The 18,439-nt window shown below is 69.7% G+C and carries 16 protein-coding genes and 1 tRNA gene; 5 read left to right on the top strand and 12 right to left on the bottom strand.

Annotated features, from left to right (window positions below; translation table 11 throughout):
• The 6 genes from G4D85_RS32730 to G4D85_RS32705 form a co-directional block, all read right to left on the bottom strand.
• Positions 1–613, bottom strand: a 613-nt coding sequence (locus G4D85_RS32730) for a TolC family protein (RefSeq protein WP_164017974.1), incomplete at its 3' end; no start/stop codon positions are given.
• Positions 614–744: 131 nt separating this feature from the next.
• The gene (locus G4D85_RS32725) at positions 745–1,497 is read right to left on the bottom strand and encodes an outer membrane lipoprotein-sorting protein (protein WP_164017973.1); all 753 of its coding nucleotides are present in this window, start codon (positions 1,495–1,497) and stop codon (positions 745–747) included.
• Positions 1,498–1,754: 257 nt separating this feature from the next.
• Complete coding sequence (locus tag G4D85_RS32720) at positions 1,755–2,564, bottom strand: LytR/AlgR family response regulator transcription factor (protein WP_164017972.1); 810 nt, start codon at positions 2,562–2,564, stop codon at positions 1,755–1,757.
• Positions 2,561–3,742 carry a sensor histidine kinase gene (locus tag G4D85_RS32715; protein ID WP_164017971.1) on the bottom strand — a complete coding sequence of 394 codons (1,182 nt, stop codon included), beginning with the start codon at positions 3,740–3,742 and terminating at the stop codon, positions 2,561–2,563. Before G4D85_RS32715 ends, G4D85_RS32720 begins: the two co-directional genes overlap by 4 nt.
• A gap of 152 nt (positions 3,743–3,894) precedes the next feature.
• Positions 3,895–4,473: a hypothetical protein gene (locus G4D85_RS32710; protein ID WP_164017970.1), complete on the bottom strand. Its 579-nt coding sequence runs from the start codon at positions 4,471–4,473 to the stop codon at positions 3,895–3,897.
• A 161-nt stretch (positions 4,474–4,634) separates the two neighbouring features.
• Positions 4,635–6,449, bottom strand: a complete 1,815-nt coding sequence (locus G4D85_RS32705) for an acyl-CoA dehydrogenase (RefSeq protein ID WP_164017969.1) — start codon at positions 6,447–6,449, stop codon at positions 4,635–4,637.
• Between the two features lie 167 nt (positions 6,450–6,616).
• Between G4D85_RS32705 and G4D85_RS32700 the strand changes: the two genes are divergently transcribed.
• The gene (locus G4D85_RS32700) at positions 6,617–7,243 is read left to right on the top strand and encodes a hypothetical protein (RefSeq protein WP_164017968.1); all 627 of its coding nucleotides are present in this window, start codon (positions 6,617–6,619) and stop codon (positions 7,241–7,243) included.
• A 98-nt stretch (positions 7,244–7,341) separates the two neighbouring features.
• Here G4D85_RS32700 and G4D85_RS32695 read toward each other — a convergent pair whose 3' ends face one another.
• Both G4D85_RS32695 and G4D85_RS32690 read right to left on the bottom strand, forming a co-directional pair.
• Positions 7,342–8,466: a slipin family protein gene (locus tag G4D85_RS32695; RefSeq protein WP_164017967.1), complete on the bottom strand. Its 1,125-nt coding sequence runs from the start codon at positions 8,464–8,466 to the stop codon at positions 7,342–7,344.
• Positions 8,467–8,798: 332 nt separating this feature from the next.
• Positions 8,799–8,870: transfer RNA gene (locus G4D85_RS32690), tRNA-Gly, on the bottom strand.
• Positions 8,871–9,507: 637 nt separating this feature from the next.
• Here G4D85_RS32690 and G4D85_RS32685 point away from each other — a divergent pair.
• The 4 genes from G4D85_RS32685 (at position 9,508) to G4D85_RS32670 (ending at position 12,330) form a co-directional block, all read left to right on the top strand.
• Complete coding sequence (locus tag G4D85_RS32685) at positions 9,508–9,885, top strand: hypothetical protein (protein ID WP_164017966.1); 378 nt, start codon at positions 9,508–9,510, stop codon at positions 9,883–9,885.
• A gap of 101 nt (positions 9,886–9,986) precedes the next feature.
• Positions 9,987–10,730 carry a hypothetical protein gene (locus tag G4D85_RS32680; RefSeq protein WP_164017965.1) on the top strand — a complete coding sequence of 248 codons (744 nt, stop codon included), beginning with the start codon at positions 9,987–9,989 and terminating at the stop codon, positions 10,728–10,730.
• Between the two features lie 380 nt (positions 10,731–11,110).
• Positions 11,111–11,485, top strand: coding sequence for a hypothetical protein (locus tag G4D85_RS32675; RefSeq protein ID WP_164017964.1), 375 nt, complete (start codon positions 11,111–11,113; stop codon positions 11,483–11,485).
• Between the two features lie 2 nt (positions 11,486–11,487).
• Positions 11,488–12,330 carry a hypothetical protein gene (locus G4D85_RS32670; RefSeq protein WP_164017963.1) on the top strand — a complete coding sequence of 281 codons (843 nt, stop codon included), beginning with the start codon at positions 11,488–11,490 and terminating at the stop codon, positions 12,328–12,330.
• Positions 12,331–12,404: 74 nt separating this feature from the next.
• Here the strand turns inward: G4D85_RS32670 and G4D85_RS32665 are convergent, their stop codons facing one another.
• From G4D85_RS32665 to G4D85_RS32650, 4 genes are all read right to left on the bottom strand, one after another.
• Entirely contained in the window at positions 12,405–13,406 is a 1,002-nt protein-coding gene (locus G4D85_RS32665; protein WP_205525814.1) for a hypothetical protein, read from the bottom strand.
• A gap of 245 nt (positions 13,407–13,651) precedes the next feature.
• Complete coding sequence (gene blaPYX / locus G4D85_RS32660) at positions 13,652–14,437, bottom strand: PYX family subclass B1 metallo-beta-lactamase (protein ID WP_164017962.1); 786 nt, start codon at positions 14,435–14,437, stop codon at positions 13,652–13,654.
• A 174-nt stretch (positions 14,438–14,611) separates the two neighbouring features.
• Complete coding sequence (locus tag G4D85_RS32655; RefSeq protein ID WP_164017961.1) at positions 14,612–16,174, bottom strand: mucoidy inhibitor MuiA family protein; 1,563 nt, start codon at positions 16,172–16,174, stop codon at positions 14,612–14,614.
• 10 nt (positions 16,175–16,184) lie between these two features.
• Entirely contained in the window at positions 16,185–18,416 is a 2,232-nt protein-coding gene (locus tag G4D85_RS32650) for a mucoidy inhibitor MuiA family protein (protein WP_164017960.1), read from the bottom strand.
• Positions 18,417–18,439 lie beyond the last annotated feature (23 nt).

Below are 18,439 nucleotides of genomic sequence, written 5' to 3'. Positions count from 1 at the left end.
GCCGGGTGAGGGCCTCGCGCTCCAGGGCCCGCTGCAGGCCGACGCGGTTGATTTCGGCGGCGCGCTCGGCGGCCACGGTGGCCACCAGCACCTGCGCCAGTCCCAGGGTGAGGCGGCGGCGCGCGTCCTGGAGGCTCGCCACCGCGCCCGTCTCCGCGGCCCGGGCCGACGACAGCCCGCGCCACGCGCCCAGGTCCACCACCGACTGCGTCAGCGTCGCGGTGACTGTGCCCAGTGGCGCCGTGGGCGTGCGTCCGCTCGTGCCGGCGCCCGTGCCCGGGTTTGTCACCGCGGGGGTGTCGGGGTTGAGGACGTCAATGGCCACGCTGGCCTGGGCGCGCGCGTTGGGCAGCAGCGCCGACAGGGCCTGGCGCCACCGGCCACTGGCGCGTTGCACGCCGGCCTCCACGCTGCGCAGGTCCGTGGACCGCTCGAGCACCAGGGTCAGCGCCTCGTCCCAGGTCTTCACCAGCCGGGGAGCCGGTGGGACGGGCGTGAGCATCGCATCCTCCACCTTCGGCTGGGCGGTGACCGGAGGAAGGTCGGAGGAGGTCTGCTCGGGCTGTATCGACGTGGCGGCGAGCGCGAGGAGGAGGACGGAAGAAGTAGCCATACGCCAGACGTGGATGAAGGAAAGGAGCCACTGCGCGGAGTCGCGCGCGCTCCTTCCCGGGTGTGGTTCTCAGGCCCAGCACACCCGAGGGCGCAGCGAGCACCCTCGGGAGCAGAGGCGTGAGGCGCTGCTCAGCTCCGCGGGGTCGCCGGCTTGAAGACAGCGGCGTCGATGGGCGCGTCGTAGCGGGCGCTCTGGATGACCTTCTCGCCCTGCTTGCCGTCGGCCGCCCACTGCACGCGGTGGCTGACCATGATGCCGTCCACGTTGCGGTAGTCGGAGAAGGTGACCGCCTTGTTGTACGCCTTGCCCTCATGGGTGCCGGCGTAGGTGCGGCGCACTTCGAGGAAGGACGTCTGGTCGATGAAGCGGACCTCGGTGGTGGCACCACGGGTGAGGACCAGCTTGAACGCGGAAGCGCCGTTCACCTCCTCCACGCCGTCCATCGCCAGCGTGACGCCCCGGGCCTTCGGGTCCAGCAGGGCGTCATCGAAGGCCGCGCCCTCGGCCATCATCGCGTTCTTCTCCTTGTCCAGGCGCTGCGGCGCGGCCGTGCCCTCCGCCATCCAGCCCTGCTGGCCGTCGAACACCTTGGTGACCTTGGTGCCGTTCTTGTCCATGTCGTAGCGCACGAGGTTGGGACGGGCGCGCTGCATGTTGATGGTGGTGACGGTGTCGCCCTCCTTGGCGATGGTGGTGAGCTGGAAGGACTTCACGGCCTTGAGCCGCTCCTTGCCGCCCACGGCCTTGAGGTGCTTGTCGACGACCGCCTGGAGCGACAGCTTGCCCTGGGTGCACTCGGCGCCCTCGCCAGCGGCGGCGATGGCGGGGGCAAACGTCAGACCGAGAGCGAGGAACGAGGAAACGAGGGACTTGCGCAGCATGGGGTGCCTCCGTGGGTGACAGGGTGAGACGGGAGACACAGTGCCCTCGCCAGCGTCGCGCGGGTGGAGTGTTCAGCCAGTGGGGACGGGCATGCGGCGAACCGGCACCACCGTGCGGCGAACGGGCCGGAGGCTCACCTGCGGCGGGCGCTGTTGAAGCGATGTGACACTTGCCAGCCAATGGGACGGGCGTGCGGCAAAGGGGCCGTGGGGCTCACCTACGGTGAGCGCAGTTCGAGCGCCGCGAGCCTCGTGGCTCAGCGCAGGTGCTGGAACTTCTCGCGGTGGCTGCGCGCGACGCGCAGCTCCGCGCCACCGGTGAGCACCACGACGAGGTCTCTGCGGCCCTCGCTGCGCAGCTCGCGGATGCGGCGCGAGTTGACGATGGCCGAGCGGTGGATGCGCATGAAGCGCTCCGGGTCCAGGCGCGCCTCCAGGCTCTGCATCGTCTCGCGGTGGAGGTACGCCTTCCCGCCCGCGTGAATCTGCACGTAGTAGTCGGCTGCCTCGATGTATTCGATTTCGTCCACGTCGAGGAACACGACGCGGCCCGTGTCACGGATGGCGAGCCGGTGCACCCATGGCTCGGGCGTGGGAGTGGGCGCGGGTGCCGGTGCCGGAGTGTTGTCGCGCTCGCCGTAGGTGGAGAGCACGGACATCAGCCGCTGGCTGAGGTCGGACATGCGCGTCAGGCGAATCTGGGCCTTGGCGCGGCCGACGGCGTCGTGGAAGCGGTCATCACGGAACGGCTTGAGCAAGTAGTCGAGCGCGTGGATGTCGAAGGCGCGCAGGGCGTAGCGGTCGTACGCGGTGACGAAGATGACAGCGGGGACCTCGGTGGGGGCGAGGTGGGCGAGCACCTCGAAGCCGTTGAGCTCGGGCATCTGCACGTCGAGCAGGACGAGGTCGGGCCGCTGCTCACGGATGAGGCGCACGGCCTCCGGTCCATTGCCGGCCTCGCCCACCACGCTGACCTCCGGGTCCGTGGCGAGCAGCAGGCGCAGGCCCTCGCGGGCCAGGGGCTCGTCATCCACGACGAGCGTGCGGATGGCGGCGGCCGCGTTCATATCCCGCGCGCCTCCGACGAGGCGGCCTGGAAGGGCAGCTCCAGGCGGGCGCGCACGCCGCCCCCGGCGCGGTTCTCCAGCGTGAAGGTGTGTCGGTCTCCGTAGAGCTGGTTCAGGCGGGCGCGCACGTTGGCCACGCCGATGCAACCGTCATGGGTGTCCCAGCCGGGAGCGAGCCCGGGGCCGTCGTCGAGGACCTCCAGCACCAGCCGCACTCCCTCGCGCGAGGCACGCAGCTCCACGCGTCCGGCGCCGGAGCGGGTGGCGAGGCCGTGCTTGATGGCGTTCTCCACCAGCGGCTGGAGGATGAGGCTGGGCACGAGCGCGCCGAGCGTGGCGGGGTCGATGGCGCGGACCACCTGGAGCCGGTCCTGGAAACGGGTCTGCTCGATGTCGAGGTAGCGCTCCAGGAAGTCGAGGTCCTCGTGGAAGGGGACGTGCTGGCGGCCGGTGTTGTTGAGGGCCATGCGCAGCAGCTCGCTGACGCCGGTGAGCATGCGGATGGAGCCGGCGGTGTCCTGCTTGCGCACGAGGACGGAGATGGCGTTGAGCGTGTTGAAGAGGAAGTGCGGGTGGAGCTGGGCGCGCAGGACGTCGAGCTGCGCGTGGACCAGGCGTGTCTCCAACTGGGACTGGGCCAGCTCTCCCTCGCGGTAGCGGCGGTGGTACTCGACGGCGTAGCCGATGGAGATGATGCCGCCGTAGATGAGCAGGTCCGTGACGAAGTACTTGCCCATCATCAGGGGCAGGAGCTGGCCCAGTGAGTTCTCGACGAACCACTTCTCTCCCGCGGCCCGGGAGACGAAGTAGACGAGCGACACGTGGGGGACCATGACCGCGGCGAGGGCGGTCAGGTGGACCGCGACACTGCGGGGCCAGACTTCGCGTTCCAGGCGAAAGCGCCGTCCGAGCGCGAGGATGAGCGGGGTGGCGAACGCCCAGTACTGCCAGGTCGGCACCTGCATCAGCAGCGCCCGGTCGAAGGTGTAGGTGGGGTCCTTGGCCTGGGCGTAGAAGTAGGTCTGGCTCGCGGTGATGATGCCCGGCACCGCATAGAACAGCATCAGCAACGGCAGGCGGCGCGCCAGTTGGAGCAGCGCGGACGCGGAGGGCTCCGGCCGGAGCGTCACGGCGGAGGACGGCAGGACGGAGCTCGCGACGGGAGAGGTGGATTCCACGGCCAGTGGATTCTACGCCCGAGCCGGGGCCACTTCCGAACCGGAGCAGCCAAAGGGCTCCGGGGTGCAGCGAACGGGCTCGGCTGCCTGCTCCTGTTCCACACACGCGGGCAGGCGGCGTGTTCCCGGGACAGGGGGGCAGGGCGTCGGGGTCAGCGCGCCGCCAGCCGCCCCTTCAAGTCGATGAAGAACGCGCCTTCCTCAGCGACCACCTGCACGCCGTGCTGCTCCTCGTCGATGAGCCGCACGGGCCCGGCGACGGTCCACGCGCGCTCGGTGCCCAGCTCCAGCACGCGTCCGTCCGCCGTGCCCGCGTACCGCGAGGTCAGCACCGTGTACGTGGCGTCCGGAGGCAGCACCTTCGCGAGCAGGTCCAGGCGCTCCACGTACTCCGCGCTGCTCGCGTCCTCGGCGGGCGGCAGCGTGTGCCAGCTCACGTCGAGCACGGGCTCGAGCTGGAACGTGGAGTCGAGCGAGACGATGCCCACATCCGTGGCGGCGAAGAGCCGCTCCCCGGCGACCTCCAGCGCGAGGCAGGTGGTGCCCGGCAACCCCTCCTCCGGCCCGAGCACTCGCACCGGCTGGCCGGAGGGGGTGAGCACCTCCAGGCCCGCGTCGGTGCAGGCGACGCGGTGACCCGCGAAGGTCGCCCACCCGTACACGGCTCCGGGCGAGGTGGCGGGAGAGGAGAGGGCGACGGCGGCGGCGAGGGAGAGGGCGGAGAGCATCACGCCCGGACCTCATTGCGAACCCCGGGCCAGCGCTCCGGCCCCGGGAAGGACGAGGGGAGGCGAGGCCGCACAGCGACATGGAGCCCCGAAGGTGTGCGCCCCCGGCCACAAGTGCGGCCGGGGGCCAGCGGTGGACGGGGCGTGCGCCGCCCGTCACCGGCTCAGAACGACTCTTCCGGCACGTCCATCAGGTCCAGGTTGCCGTGCTCCACCATGCGGGCGGCGTGGGCGAGGCCGGGGAGCACCTCGTGGCAGTACCAGCGCGCGCTGGCGAGCTTGCCCGCGTAGAAGGCCCTGTCACCGGGGTTGCTCTTCATCCGCTCCAGCGCCACCTGCGCGTGCCGCACCAGCAGCCAGCCGATGACCAGCTCCGCCACGGACGTCAGCACGCGGTTGCCCTGCAGGCCCACGTGGTAGACGGACTCGCCCAGCTTCCCCATCAGCGTGCCGAGCATCGTCTCCAAATCTCCCAGCGCCCGGCCCAGCGCGGCGCGCTCGGCCTCCAGCTCCTTGCCGCCCCCGCCGCCCTCGGCCGTCTCGCGCACCTGGCCCAGCAGCCCCTGGAGCGTCGCTCCGCCGTCGCGCGCCACCTTGCGCATCAGCAAGTCGAGCGCCTGGATGTGCGTGGTGCCCTCGTAGAGCGTGTCGATTTTCTGGTCCCGGATGTACTGCTCCACCGGGTAGTCCGTCAGGTAGCCCGAGCCGCCGTGCACCTGGAGCGACAGCGCCAGCAGCTCGTACGCCTTCTCCGAGCAGTAGCCCTTCACCAGCGGCAGCAGCATGTCGTTGAGCGTGGCCAGCTCGCCGGCCTCGGTGGCGCGGTGGCCGCCCTTCAGCTCCACGCCGTCCTGGATGGACGCGGTGTAGAGGCACAGCGCGCGCATGCCCTCCGCGTGCGCCTTCTGCGCCATCAGCATGCGGCGCACGTCCGGGTGGTGGAAGACGGGCACGCGCGGCGCCGTCTTGTCCCGCGCCTTCATCAGGTCCGCGCCCTGGAGCCTGTCCTTCGAGAACGCCAGCGCGCGCTCGTAGCCCGCGGACAGCGTGGCCATGGACTTCACGCCCACCGCCATGCGCGCCTGCTCGATGATGTAGAACATCTGCCGCATGCCGTCGTGGACCTCGCCCAGCAACAGGCCGCGCGCGGGCTTCCCGTCGCCAAACGTCAGCTCGCAGGTGACGGAGCCCTTGAGCCCCATCTTCTTCTCCAGCTTGGTGCACACCACGCCGTTGAGCTCGCCCAGGCTGCCGTCTTCCTCCACCCAGTACTTGGGCACCACGAACAGCGACAGGCCCTTGGTGCCCGGCCCCGCGCCCTCGGGCCGCGCCAGCACCATGTGGATGATGTTCTCGGACATGTCCGAGTCGCCGTTGGTGATGAAGCGCTTGACGCCCTCAATCTCCCAGATTTCGCCGCCCACGTGACGCGCCTTCGTGCGCGCGGCGCCCACGTCGCTGCCGGCGTCCGGCTCGGTGAGCACCATGGTGCCCTGCCAGCGGCGCTCCAGCATGCGCGGCAGGAAGCGGCTCTTCTGCGCATCCGTCCCCAGCCGGTCGACGATGCGCGCGAGCAGGTTGCCCAGCGTGTAGAAGGCCAGCGCCGCGTTGGCGCCCGCCAGCAGCTCGAAGGAGGCCCAGCCCAGCGACGGCGGAGCGCCCAGTCCCCCCAGGTGCGGCGGCTGCTCCAGCAGGTGCATGCCCGCGTCGAAGAAGGCGCCCATGGCGCTCTTCAGCCCGGGGGGCAGCGTCACCTTCCCGCCCTCCAGCTTCGGAGGGTTGTGCTCGGCCTCGTCGAAGCTGGCGGCCAGCTCGCCGGTGCACAGCTGCGCGAACGTCTGGAGCATCTGCCGCGCGGACGTCTCGTCCAGGTCACCAAAGGGCGCGCGGCCCAGCGACGTGCGGCCGATGTCGAGGAACTCGAAGAGGTTGAACTCGATGTCGCGCAGGTTCGGGAGGTAGTGGCTCGCGGAGGTCATGGGCGCCGAAGCTACCCGAGGTTGATTCGCGAGTCAGTCGCCGCGCGAGTCGCGATTCACCCATAGTGAAATGAAATTGTCATTGCTGGTGAAGCGCGCTTACCCTTGAAAAGCCGTCACTCAAGACGGCGCAGCGGCTCGAAGTCCGAGCCCAAAAGGGGCCACTCATGACTCGTCGTCCTGTCGTGTCCGTCTTCCGTTCCCTGGGGTTGCTGGCCGCGGTGTGCGCGGCGTTTCCGCTCACCGCGGCCGCCCAGCAGGTCTGTGACGACAACGCGCGCATCGCGTACCAGAACGCCGTGAATGCCGGAGCTACGGAGTCGTCCCTGGAGGCGCAGTTCGGCCACTGTCGCGGCCCGGTGACGCAGGGGCTGACGGCGGTCATCACCAACTTCAACATCTTCTACGAGAAGATGAACAGCTGCGGCCTGCACCCGCAGCAGCGGCGCGCCGCGTGCGATGTGCAGATCCGCCAGAACTTCGGCTTCGGCGGGGCGGCGGGCAGCAACGAGCACGTGCGCTTCTGCTTCGACTGCAACCGCGACGGCATCTGGGATGCCTCCGTCGTGGGCTCCGTGCACGTCATCGACAATGCCTTCCCCGCGCTGCAGTCGCCGTCCTGGTACCACTCCGCCAGCGCGGTCTCCGCCGCGCCCACGGCCATCTGCCCGTGGGGCAGCGGTCGCGCCATCAACATGCGCGCCATCCTGTCGTGGGCCGCCGTTCCGGCGACCTGCAACTCCCAGCCCATCTGGGGCAACCGCATCGACTTCCCGGCCCGCCTGGACCCGTGAGCCTCGCGGCGTCTTGAAGCGCTGACGCACGAAGGGCCTCCGGGGTGTGTTCCCCGGAGGCCCTCCGTGTCTTCGGACTTCCGTGCGCGGCGCGCCGCTCAGGAGCCCTTGAGCTGCAGCGTGGGCACCGCGCCCTCGCCGAGCACGAGGTGCACCTGGCCGACCTTGGACGCCAGGTCCTTGTACGCCTCCAGCTCCTTGAGGCGCACCAGCAGCGGGTTCTCCGCCAGCACCTTCGCCGTCTGCGCCATGGAGCGCGTCGCCGCCGTCTCCTCGCGGCGGAGGATGACGTTGGCCTCCGCCTCCTTCTGCGCCTGGATGACCTTGTTGAGCAGCTCCTTCATCTCACCCGGGAGCACGACGTCCTTGATGCCGAAGCGCAGCAGCTCCAGGCCCACCGTCTCCGCGCGGTCCTTCACGTCGGTGAAGAGGGACTCGGCCACCGCCTCACGGGAGGCGAGCAGCTCATCCAGCGTGCGCACCGCCACCGCCTCGCGTGCCGCGAGCTGCATGGCGAGGTAGAGGATGTCGTCCGGCGTGCGTGCCACCACGGCGAGCCGGCGCGCGTCCGCCACGCGGAAGGCCGCGGAGAGGTTGAGGCGCAGGGTGACGCGGTCCTTCGTCATCACCTCCTGGCCCGTGACGTGGAGCAGGCGCTCGCGCAGGTCGATGACCGCGAGGGACACCTTGCGGGCCACCGTCCACGCCGCGTGACGGCCGGCGGGGAGCACTGCGTCCAGGGCACCGTCCACGTAGCGCAGCACGACGCTGCCCTCCGCGGCGATGGCCTCGACGTAGTCGCTGGCGGGGACCAGCGCGCGCACGTCGTCCCGCAGCGGCAGCGTGGCGACGCCGGACGTGTCCACGCGCTCCACGCGCACGGAGGGCGCGGCGGGCACGAGGGCGCGGCCGGGGATGCGCTCCACCGTCCACACCTGGTGCTGACCGCGGCCGAGCCACTTCACGGGACGGCCCTTGTGGAAGAGGACGGCGCGCTCGTCGGCGCCGAGCTCCACCACCTGGAGGTCGGCCTCGGGCACGAGGGCGAGCAGGGACGTGTCGAGGTTGGCGAGGGGCTGCTCGGTGCTCACGCGCACCAGCCGCACCTTGCGGAAGGGGTAGACCAGCCAGTACCGGCCGGGCACGAGGTAGCGCGCCGGAAGCTCGTCCACCAGGACGAAGGCCCGCTCGTTCTGCCCGACATCCACACGCATGATGCTCATCGCGCACCTCCCTTCTCCCGCTCGCGGGAGCTTTGTGACCGGGGCGGTGATTGCGCGTCGCCGCGCGAGCCCCGGGTACGACTGAAAAGTGAGAGCCCCACCCTTCACGGACGTGAAGCGCCGACTGCGTGCCCGTTCCGCTTCGGGCCTTCCCGCGCTCGGGGGCCAGGCCTGTCCACGGACGGCGGCAGGGGCTCCCGCTGACAACTCGGGGTGGACCTGTCGCCCTGGCGGACGGCCGGGCGTCACGGCGGGGGAGGGTGGAAGTGGTGGGCCAGCGTTCGCGTCAGCTCCGGGCAGGACCCCCTTGGATGACCGATTTTTCAGATCGGGTCAGAACGAAGGAGTCGAACCTTCAACCTCAAGATTGGCAGTCTTGCGCTCTTCCATTGAGCTAGTTCTGAGAAAGCCCCAACCGGTGGAGCCTGCTCATGTGGGCCTCGCGGCGGCCCGGCCGGATGGCCCGATGTGAGGGAGCCACCGCGAGCAATGGACCCGGGGACACCCTGTCCGGTACCTGAGCGCAGAGCGCCCATGCCCAGACCCGGGAGCCCGGGGACAGCCCCGTGGCACCTCTGGATTCCGTCGGTTCGCAGGGACGCGAGCGTGGCGTGGGGCCTGACAGCCGAGTGGCGCGGAGGCGCGGTGCTGCTCTCGGAAGTGGGAAGCGTGCTGGAATGCACAGTGCGGCGCACTGCATCGGGACCGGAGTTCAAGCGCGAGCGCCAGGTTGGGCCCTGTCACTCCTGCGATGGAGCGGTGCCAATGCGTCGAATGCGGTTCGTCCCAGTCTGTGTGGTTGTGCTCCTGCTCGCGTGTGCGGGTGGGGCGGAAGCGGTGCGGGAGCGCTCTGCCGGTGACGTGGCGCCGGTGGAGGGAGGCATCTTCGTGGCGGAGGCCACGGAGGATGACGATGGAGGCCCATCCGGTGCCATTCTCCCTGAAGGATGGGAAGAGCTTGTCTGGGGTGCTGGCACGGATCCTCTCGATGGCGCCGTGGCGGTGCGGCCACCGGTGCGGCGTGGAGGCGGCGCGAGGGCTGTGCGCCAGCCGCCACTGCTCGCGCCCGCACGGCCGACGCCGCTGCAAGCTCAGGTTCGCGCGCAACGGGCCGCGAACCAGGCGGTGGTGCTCCAGGCGAGGCAGGCCTACGTCCAGCGGCTCAAGGAGGCGCAGGCGAAGTATCCGAACAGCTCGGGCTACGAGAATCACCACCTGATACCCAGGTACCTGGGGGGGCCGAAGGACGGGCAGACGTACCGGTTGCCCACAGCGTACCACAAGGCCGTTACCCAGGCATTCCGCCAGGAGTGGCGGTACGGCCAGCGTTACAAGCCCAATCCCCAGGAACTGACGGATATACTCGTGCGGGTCTACTCCCGGTACCCGATTCCTCAGCTCGTCGGAATCACTCCCTGATCATGCGCGAGACCTTTGAATTCAGGATTGCGGAAGAGCGGGCCCGGAAGTTCCTCGAACCTGGCCTGGGGGTTCTCCTCAACGAAAGTCTGAGGAAGGTTGTGCTGCCCGGTGATGACCGCCGCGTGCAGGAGATTGGCGATATCGAACGTGCTCAACAGAAGAGAGGAGACCTCTTCTTCACCTACTGGCACATCCATCGCAAGTACACGGAGGAAGAGCTCGAATCCGCTGAGCTGCTGGACCTCATCATCCGCACGTACTTCGAACCGCCGGGTACCGATTTCGGCACAGAGTACGACGAGTCGGCCGCGTGCACGCACTGTGGCGCGGGAGCACCCCTGAAGACCGAGCTCATCCTGAACACGAAGCGCGTCTCCAGGAACAAGGACATCGCTCAGACCATCGCAGGCGAGGTCGTGGTGTCCTCCCGGTTCGTGGCGGCCTTCAAGGAACAGGGTCTGCGAGGAGCGGAGTTCCGTCCCGTCTTCCACAGCGGGCGCAAGAGCACCCAGTCCTCCGAGTGGTTCCGCCCCGTGTTCACCTCGAAGCCCCTGACGCTGGATGCGAGGACGGTGGCGGGAAACCACCCCTTCGACCTCGACGAGCGCAATGAGCACCGCTGTCCGAAGGGGCACATCGCGGGGCTCAACCAGGTCTCCGAGCTGTACCTGAAGCGCGCCAGCCATGATGGCAGTGACCTGTGCCTCACCGACAAGTACTTCGGCTGCCGACGCGGCGACTTGAGGCCCGAGCGCCGGTTGCTCATCTCACCCAGGCTGCGTGACGTGCTGGAGGGAATCGACGCCAAGGGCTACGCGCTGGAGGTCGCCCACTTCGTCTGATGGACGTGGAGCATTGCAGGCATATCCCGACCATGGCACTGCATCGGGAGTTCAAGCGCGAGCGCTGGGTTGGGCCCTGTCACTCCTGCGATGGAGCGGTGCCAATGCGTCGAATGCGGTTCGTCCCAGTCTGTGTGGTTGTGCTCCTGCTCGCGTGTGCGGGTGGGGCGGAAGCGGTGCGGGAGCGCTCTGCCGGTGACGTGGCGCCGGTGGAGGGAGGCATCTTCGTGGCGGAGGCCACGGAGGATGACGATGGAGGCCCATCCGGTGCCATTCTCCCTGAAGGATGGGAAGAGCTTGTCTGGGGTGCTGGCACGGATCCTCTCGATGGCGCCGTGGCGGTGCGGCCACCGGTGCGGCGTGGAGGCGGCGCGAGGGCTGTGCGCCAGCCGCCACTGCTCGCGCCCGCACGGCCGACGCCGCTGCAAGCTCAGGTTCGCGCGCAACAGGCCGCGAACCGGGCGGTGGTGCTTCAAGCGAGGCAGGCCTACGTCCAGCGGCTCAAGGAGGCGCAGGCGAAGTATCCCAACAGCTCGGGCTACGAGAACCACCACCTGATACCCAGGTACCTGGGAGGTCAGAAGAACGGGCAGACGTACCGGCTGCCCACGGCGTACCACAAGGCCATTACCCAGGCGTTTCGCCGCGAGAGAGCGTACGGTAGCGGCAGCCCGAGCCCTCAAGATCTTCAAAAAATCCTGGTCCGCGTCTACTCGCAATACCCCATTCCCCAACTCATTGGCATCACTCCTTGAGCATGCGCGAGACCATCGAGTTCAGGATTGGTGAGGACGATGCTCAACAGCATCTGGAGTCGGAGCTGGGCGTGCCGCTGGGAGACACCCTCCGCAAGGTCGTTCTGCCCAGCGACGACAAGCAGGTGCAGCGTATTGCCCGGATTGATCGTTCCTACCGAGAGAAGGGTGATGCGTTCTTCACCTACTGGCGCATCCATCGCAAGTACACGGAGGAAGAGCTCGAATCCGCTGAGTTGCTGAACCTCATCATCCGCACGTACTTCGAACCGCCGGGTACCGATTTCGGCACGGAGTACGACGAGTCGGCCGCGTGCACGCACTGTGGCGCGGGAGCACCGCTGAAGACCGAGCTCATCCTCAATACGAAGCGCGTCTCCAGGAACAAGGACATCGCTCAGACCATCGCAGGCGAGGTCGTGGTGTCCTCCCGGTTCGTAGCGGCCTTCAAGGAACAGGGTCTGCGAGGAGCGGAGTTCCGTCCCGTCTTCCACAGCGGGCGCAAGAGCACCCAGTCCTCCGAGTGGTTCCGCCCCGTGTTCACCTCGAAGCCCCTGACGCTGGATGCGAGGACGGTGGCGGGAAACCACCCCTTCGACCTCGACGAGCGCAATGAGCACCGTTGCCCGAAGGGTCACATCGCGGGGCTCAACCAGGTCTCCGAGCTGTACCTGAAGCGCGCCAGCCATGATGGCAGCGACCTGTGCCTCACCGACAAGTACTTCGGCTGTCGACGCGGCGACTTGAGGCCCGAGCGCCGGTTGCTCATCTCACCCAAGCTGCGCGATGTGCTGGAGAAGATGGACGCCAAAGGCTACGCGCTGGAAGTCGCCCACTTCGTCTGAATCTCGCAGGCGGTAACCCTCCTCACCGAATCACGATGAGGAGGGCCCGTGCTGAATCAGCGCCTTGTCCGCGGCTACTTCGCCGAATCGGACGGCTGCACGTCCTCGGGCTTCAGCGGCGTCGGCGCCTGTGCGGTCTGTGCGGCGGGCGTCGCCAGGACAGGCAGCACGGCGGGAGCAGGCTGCGCGGAGTCGGAGGGCGCCGGAGGCTTGCATGCCGGCGACTCCTCCGTGCTCGCCAATTCCTGCAGGCCCGATGCCGAGCGTGCCTGGCGCCGCTTCGCCACCGAGGGAACCGGGCACATGGGCAGCGGTGTGCCGGCAATCGGCTTCGCCACTGTCGGTCCCCGGGACGTCGAATCCCGTCGGGAGTTGGAGTCACCGCGCGAAGTGGAGTCACCTCGTGACGCCGAGTCACCCCGCGCGAGCGAGTCGCTCTGGGTATTCGCCTTGCCCTCGCTGGTGGACGTGGCCGTCGCCGTCGCCACCGCATTGGGTGCGGGCTTCTTCGCCGCCTCGCCCAGCACCTCCGTCAGGCGGTTGTTGCTCTCGTGCAGTTGGTTCTGCGCCCGCTCCATGCTGGCATCGTGCTGCGAGCGTGCCTGCTGCAGGTAGGCGTCGTGCTGCGAGCGTGCCTTCTCGAGGCTCGCCTGGTGCTCGGCGCGCTCCTTCTCCATGCTGGCCTTGAGCGTGTCCCGCTCCTTGGAGACTTCGCTCAGGCGCTGCTCCACCGAGCCCTTCTCCGCGTTCAGCACCGTCTCCGCCCGCGCCATGCAGGCCCCGAGCACCTTCTCCTCCGGCTCGCGCTCGGGCAGTGGCTCGCCCCGGTTCCAGGCCACCAACGCACTGCTCTGCCACCGGTAGTCCGCGTGCATCACGCACTCCTGCACCAGCCGCGTCAGTCGGTCCTCGGACCAGACCGGGGTTGGCCGTGCACAGGGGCCAATGTCTTCCTTCACCGAGGAGGGGAACGTGCGGACCTGCCGGACCCAGCAACCGTTCCTCTGTTCCATCTTCGAAGCCGTGCATCCCCCCAAGGCCATCGCGAGCACCGCCACCGCCGCTACACGTTTCATGTCGCCCCTCCATCCCCATCGCCGGCCCGCGATTCTCCACGGGCACGGTAGGGACGGTGGAATCGGCCGCCCATTCACCGGGGTCCTTCGGACCGCATGGGATGTCCAGGGTCTGACGGATGTGAGCAGGCGGCCGAGCACGGAGTGACCCACTTCACGTGCGCTGTCGAACGCTCACGGCCCGCGGCGACCCGACAAGCAGGCACAGTCCGCCGGGCACCGCTGTTGGGAACTTGTGGAGCGCTTCAGTGAAGCAGGGCCCGCGTGTGCGTCAGCAGCTCCGGGCCGCCGGGCTGGCCGTGGCCGGGCACCACCACCTGCATCTCGGGGAAGCGCTGGCGCGTGCGCTCCAGGCTCGCGGGCCAGGCTGCCACGTCCGCGTCCGCCACGTTGCCCAGGTCCTTCGCGGCGCCGTCCTTCACGAAGCACCCGCCGAACAGGACGCCGCTGTCCTTGTGCCACACCACGAGGTTGTCTCGCGCATGCCCCGCACCGGGGAAGAAGACCTCGATGGGCCCGAGCGCCTGGTCCTGCGAGACGGTGCGCGGCGGCACGGGCATGCCGCGCTCCTTCGCGAGCTTCACGGTGTCCTCCAGTCCGTACACCGGAAGGCCCTGGGCCACGAGCGCGGGCACCCCGCCAGTCCTGTCCACGTGGAAGTGTGTCACCACGGCCGCGCGTACCGGACGCCGCAGCGTCTCGCGGGCCCAGGTCAGCAGCTGCTCCGCATGCCGCGCGTTCCAGCCCATGTCCACGAGGAGCGAGGCTTCCCCGTCCTCGATGAGCAGCCCGTTGGCGGGGTAGCGCCCGAAGTCCTCGCCCGCCAGCGTCGTGTGGAGCCACACGCCGGGCGCGAGCCTGCGCACGTGGATGTCCTCGGCCACCGTGTACTCGCTCGGGCCCTCAGCCTGCGCTCGGGGTGCGGCTGCTGCTTCAGGGGCCGGAGCGGCGCGCTCCGGTGTGGAGGCACAGGCGCCGCCGAGCAGGAGCAGCGCGCAGAGGTGGAGTCGGGGGAGGGGAAGGGCGACCATCGTGGTGAGCCTCGCGGGGGTTCCAGGGGAACGTCTCGTGGAGCGCGCGCTCGGATGCAAGCCGCATGCACGTTCATTCCGCCCGGACGCTGCGTCAGGGCTCTGCGTTCCTCATGCGGAGAACGCCGAGCCCTGTCCCTCGACATCGCGTCCAGCCCCTGGCGCCGCGAGCGTCTACATCGCCCCGGTGTCGTAGTCGGAGGGCGCGTCCACGTGGAAGGCCAGGTCCACCGTGCGCTGCTCACCCGGCGCCAGCGGCACCTTCCACGTCGCGATGCCATCCGCCGCCGCGAGCGTGTAGCCCGCCGTGGACTCCGGCTCCAGCTCCACCTTCACGTCGTCCAGCTCGGACACCGGCACATGCTCGGACAGCTCCACCTTCTCGGGCCTCGCGCGGAGGTTGGTGAGCTGGAAGCGGTAGACGAAGCGGAAGCGCTGCTTGCCGCCAAAGAGCCCCTCGGGACGCTGCAGCTCCTCCACCACCGTGCGCTTCACGCGCAGCCCCTCCTCCAGACCGAAGGAGAGCTCGAAGGGCGCACCCTTCGCAACGCGCCCCAGCCGCTGGTGCCCCAGGAAGCCCGTGTCACGGAAGACGCTGATGGGCCCGGGCAGCAGCGGGAAGGGCGTGGTGTTGCCCAGCCGCGCCACGCGGAAGACCACCGGGTGCAGCTTGGGCACCGTGCGCCAGGAGAAGTCCGCCTTGAGCCGGTGGCGGCCCAGCCGCACCCGCACCGCGCTGCCGTCTCCGGGCACCCGCGTCGCCTCCTGCGCCTCCCACTGCACCGACAAACCCTGGGACTCGACGCGCAGGCCCTGGCCCTCCGTCTCCCCGCCCACGCCAGCCTCGGCGTGCTGCTGCTGCTCGTCGCGCCGCACCAGCACCTTGCGCTCCTTCGGCCGCTTGAAGGCGGAGACGTACAGCGGTGACACCTCGGGCGGCGTGGCGTCCTGATTCGGCAGCGCGGTGGAGAGGAAGAGCTTCGCCCCCATCCAGTCCTCGCCCGTGGCCTGGCGCACGGTGGCCAGCGACGTCAGCTCCACGATGCCCGAGCCCTCCTCCGCGCGGGCCTCGTACAGCGGCGTCCAGGACGTGCCACCCACCAGGTACGTCAACTCGACACGCGTCTGCGTGCCCTCGGGGCAGGACAGGCGCACCTCCACGCGCTGCTCACTGCGCGCGGCCAGCGTGTTCAGGCGCTCCAGCTCCGTGTCCACCTCATCCTGCCGCCGCCTGAGCGCGCGCTGCTTCTCCTCGACGTCCCGCGTCTCCTTCACCGCGCGCAGGCGCACCGCCATTGCCGCATCGAAGGCCGAGGCCCACGTGCGCGTGTCCGGCTTCGGCCCGGTCAGCTCGCCCGTCACGCGGCTCACCGCCACGTCGGTGAAGCCCTGCGACAGCCGCTCCAGGTCCTTCGCCCGCTCGGCGGCGGCCTTCAGCACTTCCTGCTCGCGGTCCAGCGCGACGCCACGGACCTCCAGCTTCGCGCGCTCGGGGGCCACGCTCTGTTCGAGCGTCACCGTGTCGACGGCGAGGCCCTCCAGGTTGGCGCCGGCGGCGCGGGCGCGGAAGCTCTCCCGCGCCGCCGCCGTGGGCAGGTGGTCGAACACGGCGGTGGTGGCGCCGGAGCACGTCACCGTCCGAGCGCGAGTCACCTGCGCGCGGTCCGGGTAGATGACGACAGAGGAAATCTGGGACGTGGTCGCGAGCGCCACGAGGGTCAAGGGCAGCAGGGTCATGGCGGGTTCCTCACGGGCTCTGGGTCAGGCGCCAGTTCTGCGGACGGCGCAGGGAGTACTCGAAGGTGACGGTCTTCTTGCTGGCGGGAGGCACCACCAGGTCCCACTGCAGCTCGCCGGTCTTCTCGTCCTGGCGGGCGGCGGGCTCCGTGCGCACCAGCTTCACCTCCACCTTACCGTCCCGGCTGAGCGGCCACTGGTCCACCACGCGCACCTGCATGGGGAACGAGTAGGGATTGGGCACCTCCAGCGTGACTTCGTAGGTGTTGATGTCGTCCTTGGAGATGAAGCCGTCCTTGGACTGGAGGATTCGGACGTTGCGAGCGGTGCGCACCGCGGGGTCCACGCCGAGCGGCAGCGTGAAGGGCTCGTTCGGGACGACGAGCTTCAGGGTGGCGGAGCCGGCCGGGTCCGCGCCGACGAAGAGCGAGGCCTCACCGCCGGGCAGCACGCCGCGCGACGGGCTCTTGAGCTGGGCGACGAGGAACGCGTCCGTGGCGAGGGCGGGGAAGACGTGGCGCTCGACCTGCACGGGCCAGGTCTCGATGAGCAGCGGAACGGTGCGCTCGGACTGGCCGCTGCGCACCGTCTCCAGGCGCGGCGCGGTGAAGGCCAGGTCGTAGCCGCCAGCGAGCGAGGCGGGGAGCTCCGCCGCCAGCCGTGGAGCCTGCCAGCCGGGCGGAGGAGAGAGCCCCACGTAGTTGTTGATGACCGGCTCCACCGGCTCAACCGGCGCGGAGTAGCCGCCTCTGCGGGCGCCACCGGCCGAGATGCTCACCCCTGTCGTCGTGCTCCCCACGTCGATGGTGGGGGCCGCGCCGACAATCTCCACGACTTCACCGAGGCTCTCCGGCAGCAGCTCCACATTCACCCGGATGGTGCGGTTGCTCCGCAGCTGGACGTCGGAGCGGGCATACGGCTTGAACTGCTCCTTCTCGAACCGCAGGGTGTAGCTGCCGGGCGGCAGGAAGGCGATGCGATAGCCGCCCCCCTCGTCCGTCACCACGGTCTGCTCCCCTTCCAGCGACGGCGAGGTCGCGGTGACGACGACGTCGGGCGCGGGCTGCCGGCTCTGGGCGTCGATGATGGTGCCAAGGATGGTGCTGTTGCGCTCACCGACGGCGCCACTCTGGGTCGGGGCGGGCTGTGAGGGCTGCGAGTACGGCTGCGAAGATTGCGGCGACGAAGGCGTGTTCCGCTGGGGAGCCGGCTTGGAGGCCACCACCTCCAAAGCCAGGGAAGGCCGTGTCGGAGCGGGCCTGCCAGCGCGGGCCAGGAGCAGCTTGCGCAGCTCGAACTCCACGTCCGGCTCGGGCTCGCGCGTGGGAAGGGGCGGGGGCGGCCTGGCGGACTCCACGCGCCGCCGCGGCTCGGGGATGAAGCGCTCGGTGGTGCCAATCTTCCACGTGGCCAGCCTGGGCAGCGCCGTGGCCGTGGAGGGCAGGGCGGTGCTGAGCGTGAGCTTCGCGCCCTCCCAGTCCTCTCCCGTGTCCTGACTGACGAGGCCGGAGAAGGCCACCTGCACGCGCTGCTGCGCCGGCTGGAGCTGGAGCTCGTAGCGCGGGTACCAGCGGACACGCTCGGGGATGAAATACGACAGCTGCACCTTCGTGGGCCCGGTGCCGGAGAGGGAGACGGCCACCTCGATGCCGGGCTTCTGGGGCAGCTCGCCGAGCCGGGCCGCCTCCGCGAGCTTCCGCGAGCGCTCGTCCTTCAGTGAGAGGATGCGGTCCTCCAGCTCGAGCATGCGCGCCTCCAGCTTCGCGGCGGTGTCGACGAGGAAGGCGGCGGAGGCGGTCCACGTGGCGGGGGACACGGAGGCGTTCCGCGCGCCCGTGGCGGGGTCGGTGATGGGGTCCGGTGTCACCGGCTGCACCTTGCGAAGCGCGGCGAGCTGGAGGGCGAAGGCCGCGCGCTCGGCTTCCACGCGGACGATGGCTTCATCCATCCGGTCCAGCGATTCGAGCAGCTTCTTCGCCTCCTCCTGGGGGAAGGGCGGAGCGCTGGCGGGGCGCACGTCCACGGAGGAGACCTCGGCGCCCTGGGCCTCGACGCGGATGGAGTCGGGGTCCACGAGGTCCGGCAGCCGGGGCAGCTCGACGCGCTGCGTGCCAGAGACGTTGAGGGTGGCGGTCCGCACCACGCGGGCCCTGTCGCTGTAGACGGTGACAGCGGTGATGGGCGCTTCAGCGGTGGCGTGGAGCAGGCTCGCCGCCGCCAATCCGAGTCCGAGGAGGAGCATGGCGCCAAGGTATCCAGCGCGGT

This window comes from Pyxidicoccus trucidator (genome assembly GCF_010894435.1).
GTDB lineage: Bacteria > Myxococcota > Myxococcia > Myxococcales > Myxococcaceae > Myxococcus > Myxococcus trucidator.
The sequence above is the reverse complement of the archived record's forward strand: the minus strand, read 5'-3'. Positions and strand labels throughout refer to the sequence as shown.

What these genes read in the sequence shown, in the direction of transcription:
- G4D85_RS32665 (WP_205525814.1), bottom strand. Translation starts at nt 13,406, where the DNA reads ATGAAACGTGTAGCGGCGGTGGCGGTGCTCGCGATGGCCTTGGGGGGA.
- G4D85_RS32650 (WP_164017960.1), bottom strand. Translation starts at nt 18,416, where the DNA reads ATGCTCCTCCTCGGACTCGGATTGGCGGCGGCGAGCCTGCTCCACGCC.
- G4D85_RS32700 (WP_164017968.1), top strand. Translation starts at nt 6,617, where the DNA reads ATGACTCGTCGTCCTGTCGTGTCCGTCTTCCGTTCCCTGGGGTTGCTG.
- blaPYX (WP_164017962.1), bottom strand. Translation starts at nt 14,437, where the DNA reads ATGGTCGCCCTTCCCCTCCCCCGACTCCACCTCTGCGCGCTGCTCCTG.
- G4D85_RS32695 (WP_164017967.1), bottom strand. Translation starts at nt 8,466, where the DNA reads ATGAGCATCATGCGTGTGGATGTCGGGCAGAACGAGCGGGCCTTCGTC.
- G4D85_RS32655 (WP_164017961.1), bottom strand. Translation starts at nt 16,174, where the DNA reads ATGACCCTGCTGCCCTTGACCCTCGTGGCGCTCGCGACCACGTCCCAG.
- G4D85_RS32705 (WP_164017969.1), bottom strand. Translation starts at nt 6,449, where the DNA reads ATGACCTCCGCGAGCCACTACCTCCCGAACCTGCGCGACATCGAGTTC.
- G4D85_RS32725 (WP_164017973.1), bottom strand. Translation starts at nt 1,497, where the DNA reads ATGCTGCGCAAGTCCCTCGTTTCCTCGTTCCTCGCTCTCGGTCTGACG.
- G4D85_RS32670 (WP_164017963.1), top strand. Translation starts at nt 11,488, where the DNA reads ATGCGCGAGACCATCGAGTTCAGGATTGGTGAGGACGATGCTCAACAG.
- G4D85_RS32720 (WP_164017972.1), bottom strand. Translation starts at nt 2,564, where the DNA reads ATGAACGCGGCCGCCGCCATCCGCACGCTCGTCGTGGATGACGAGCCC.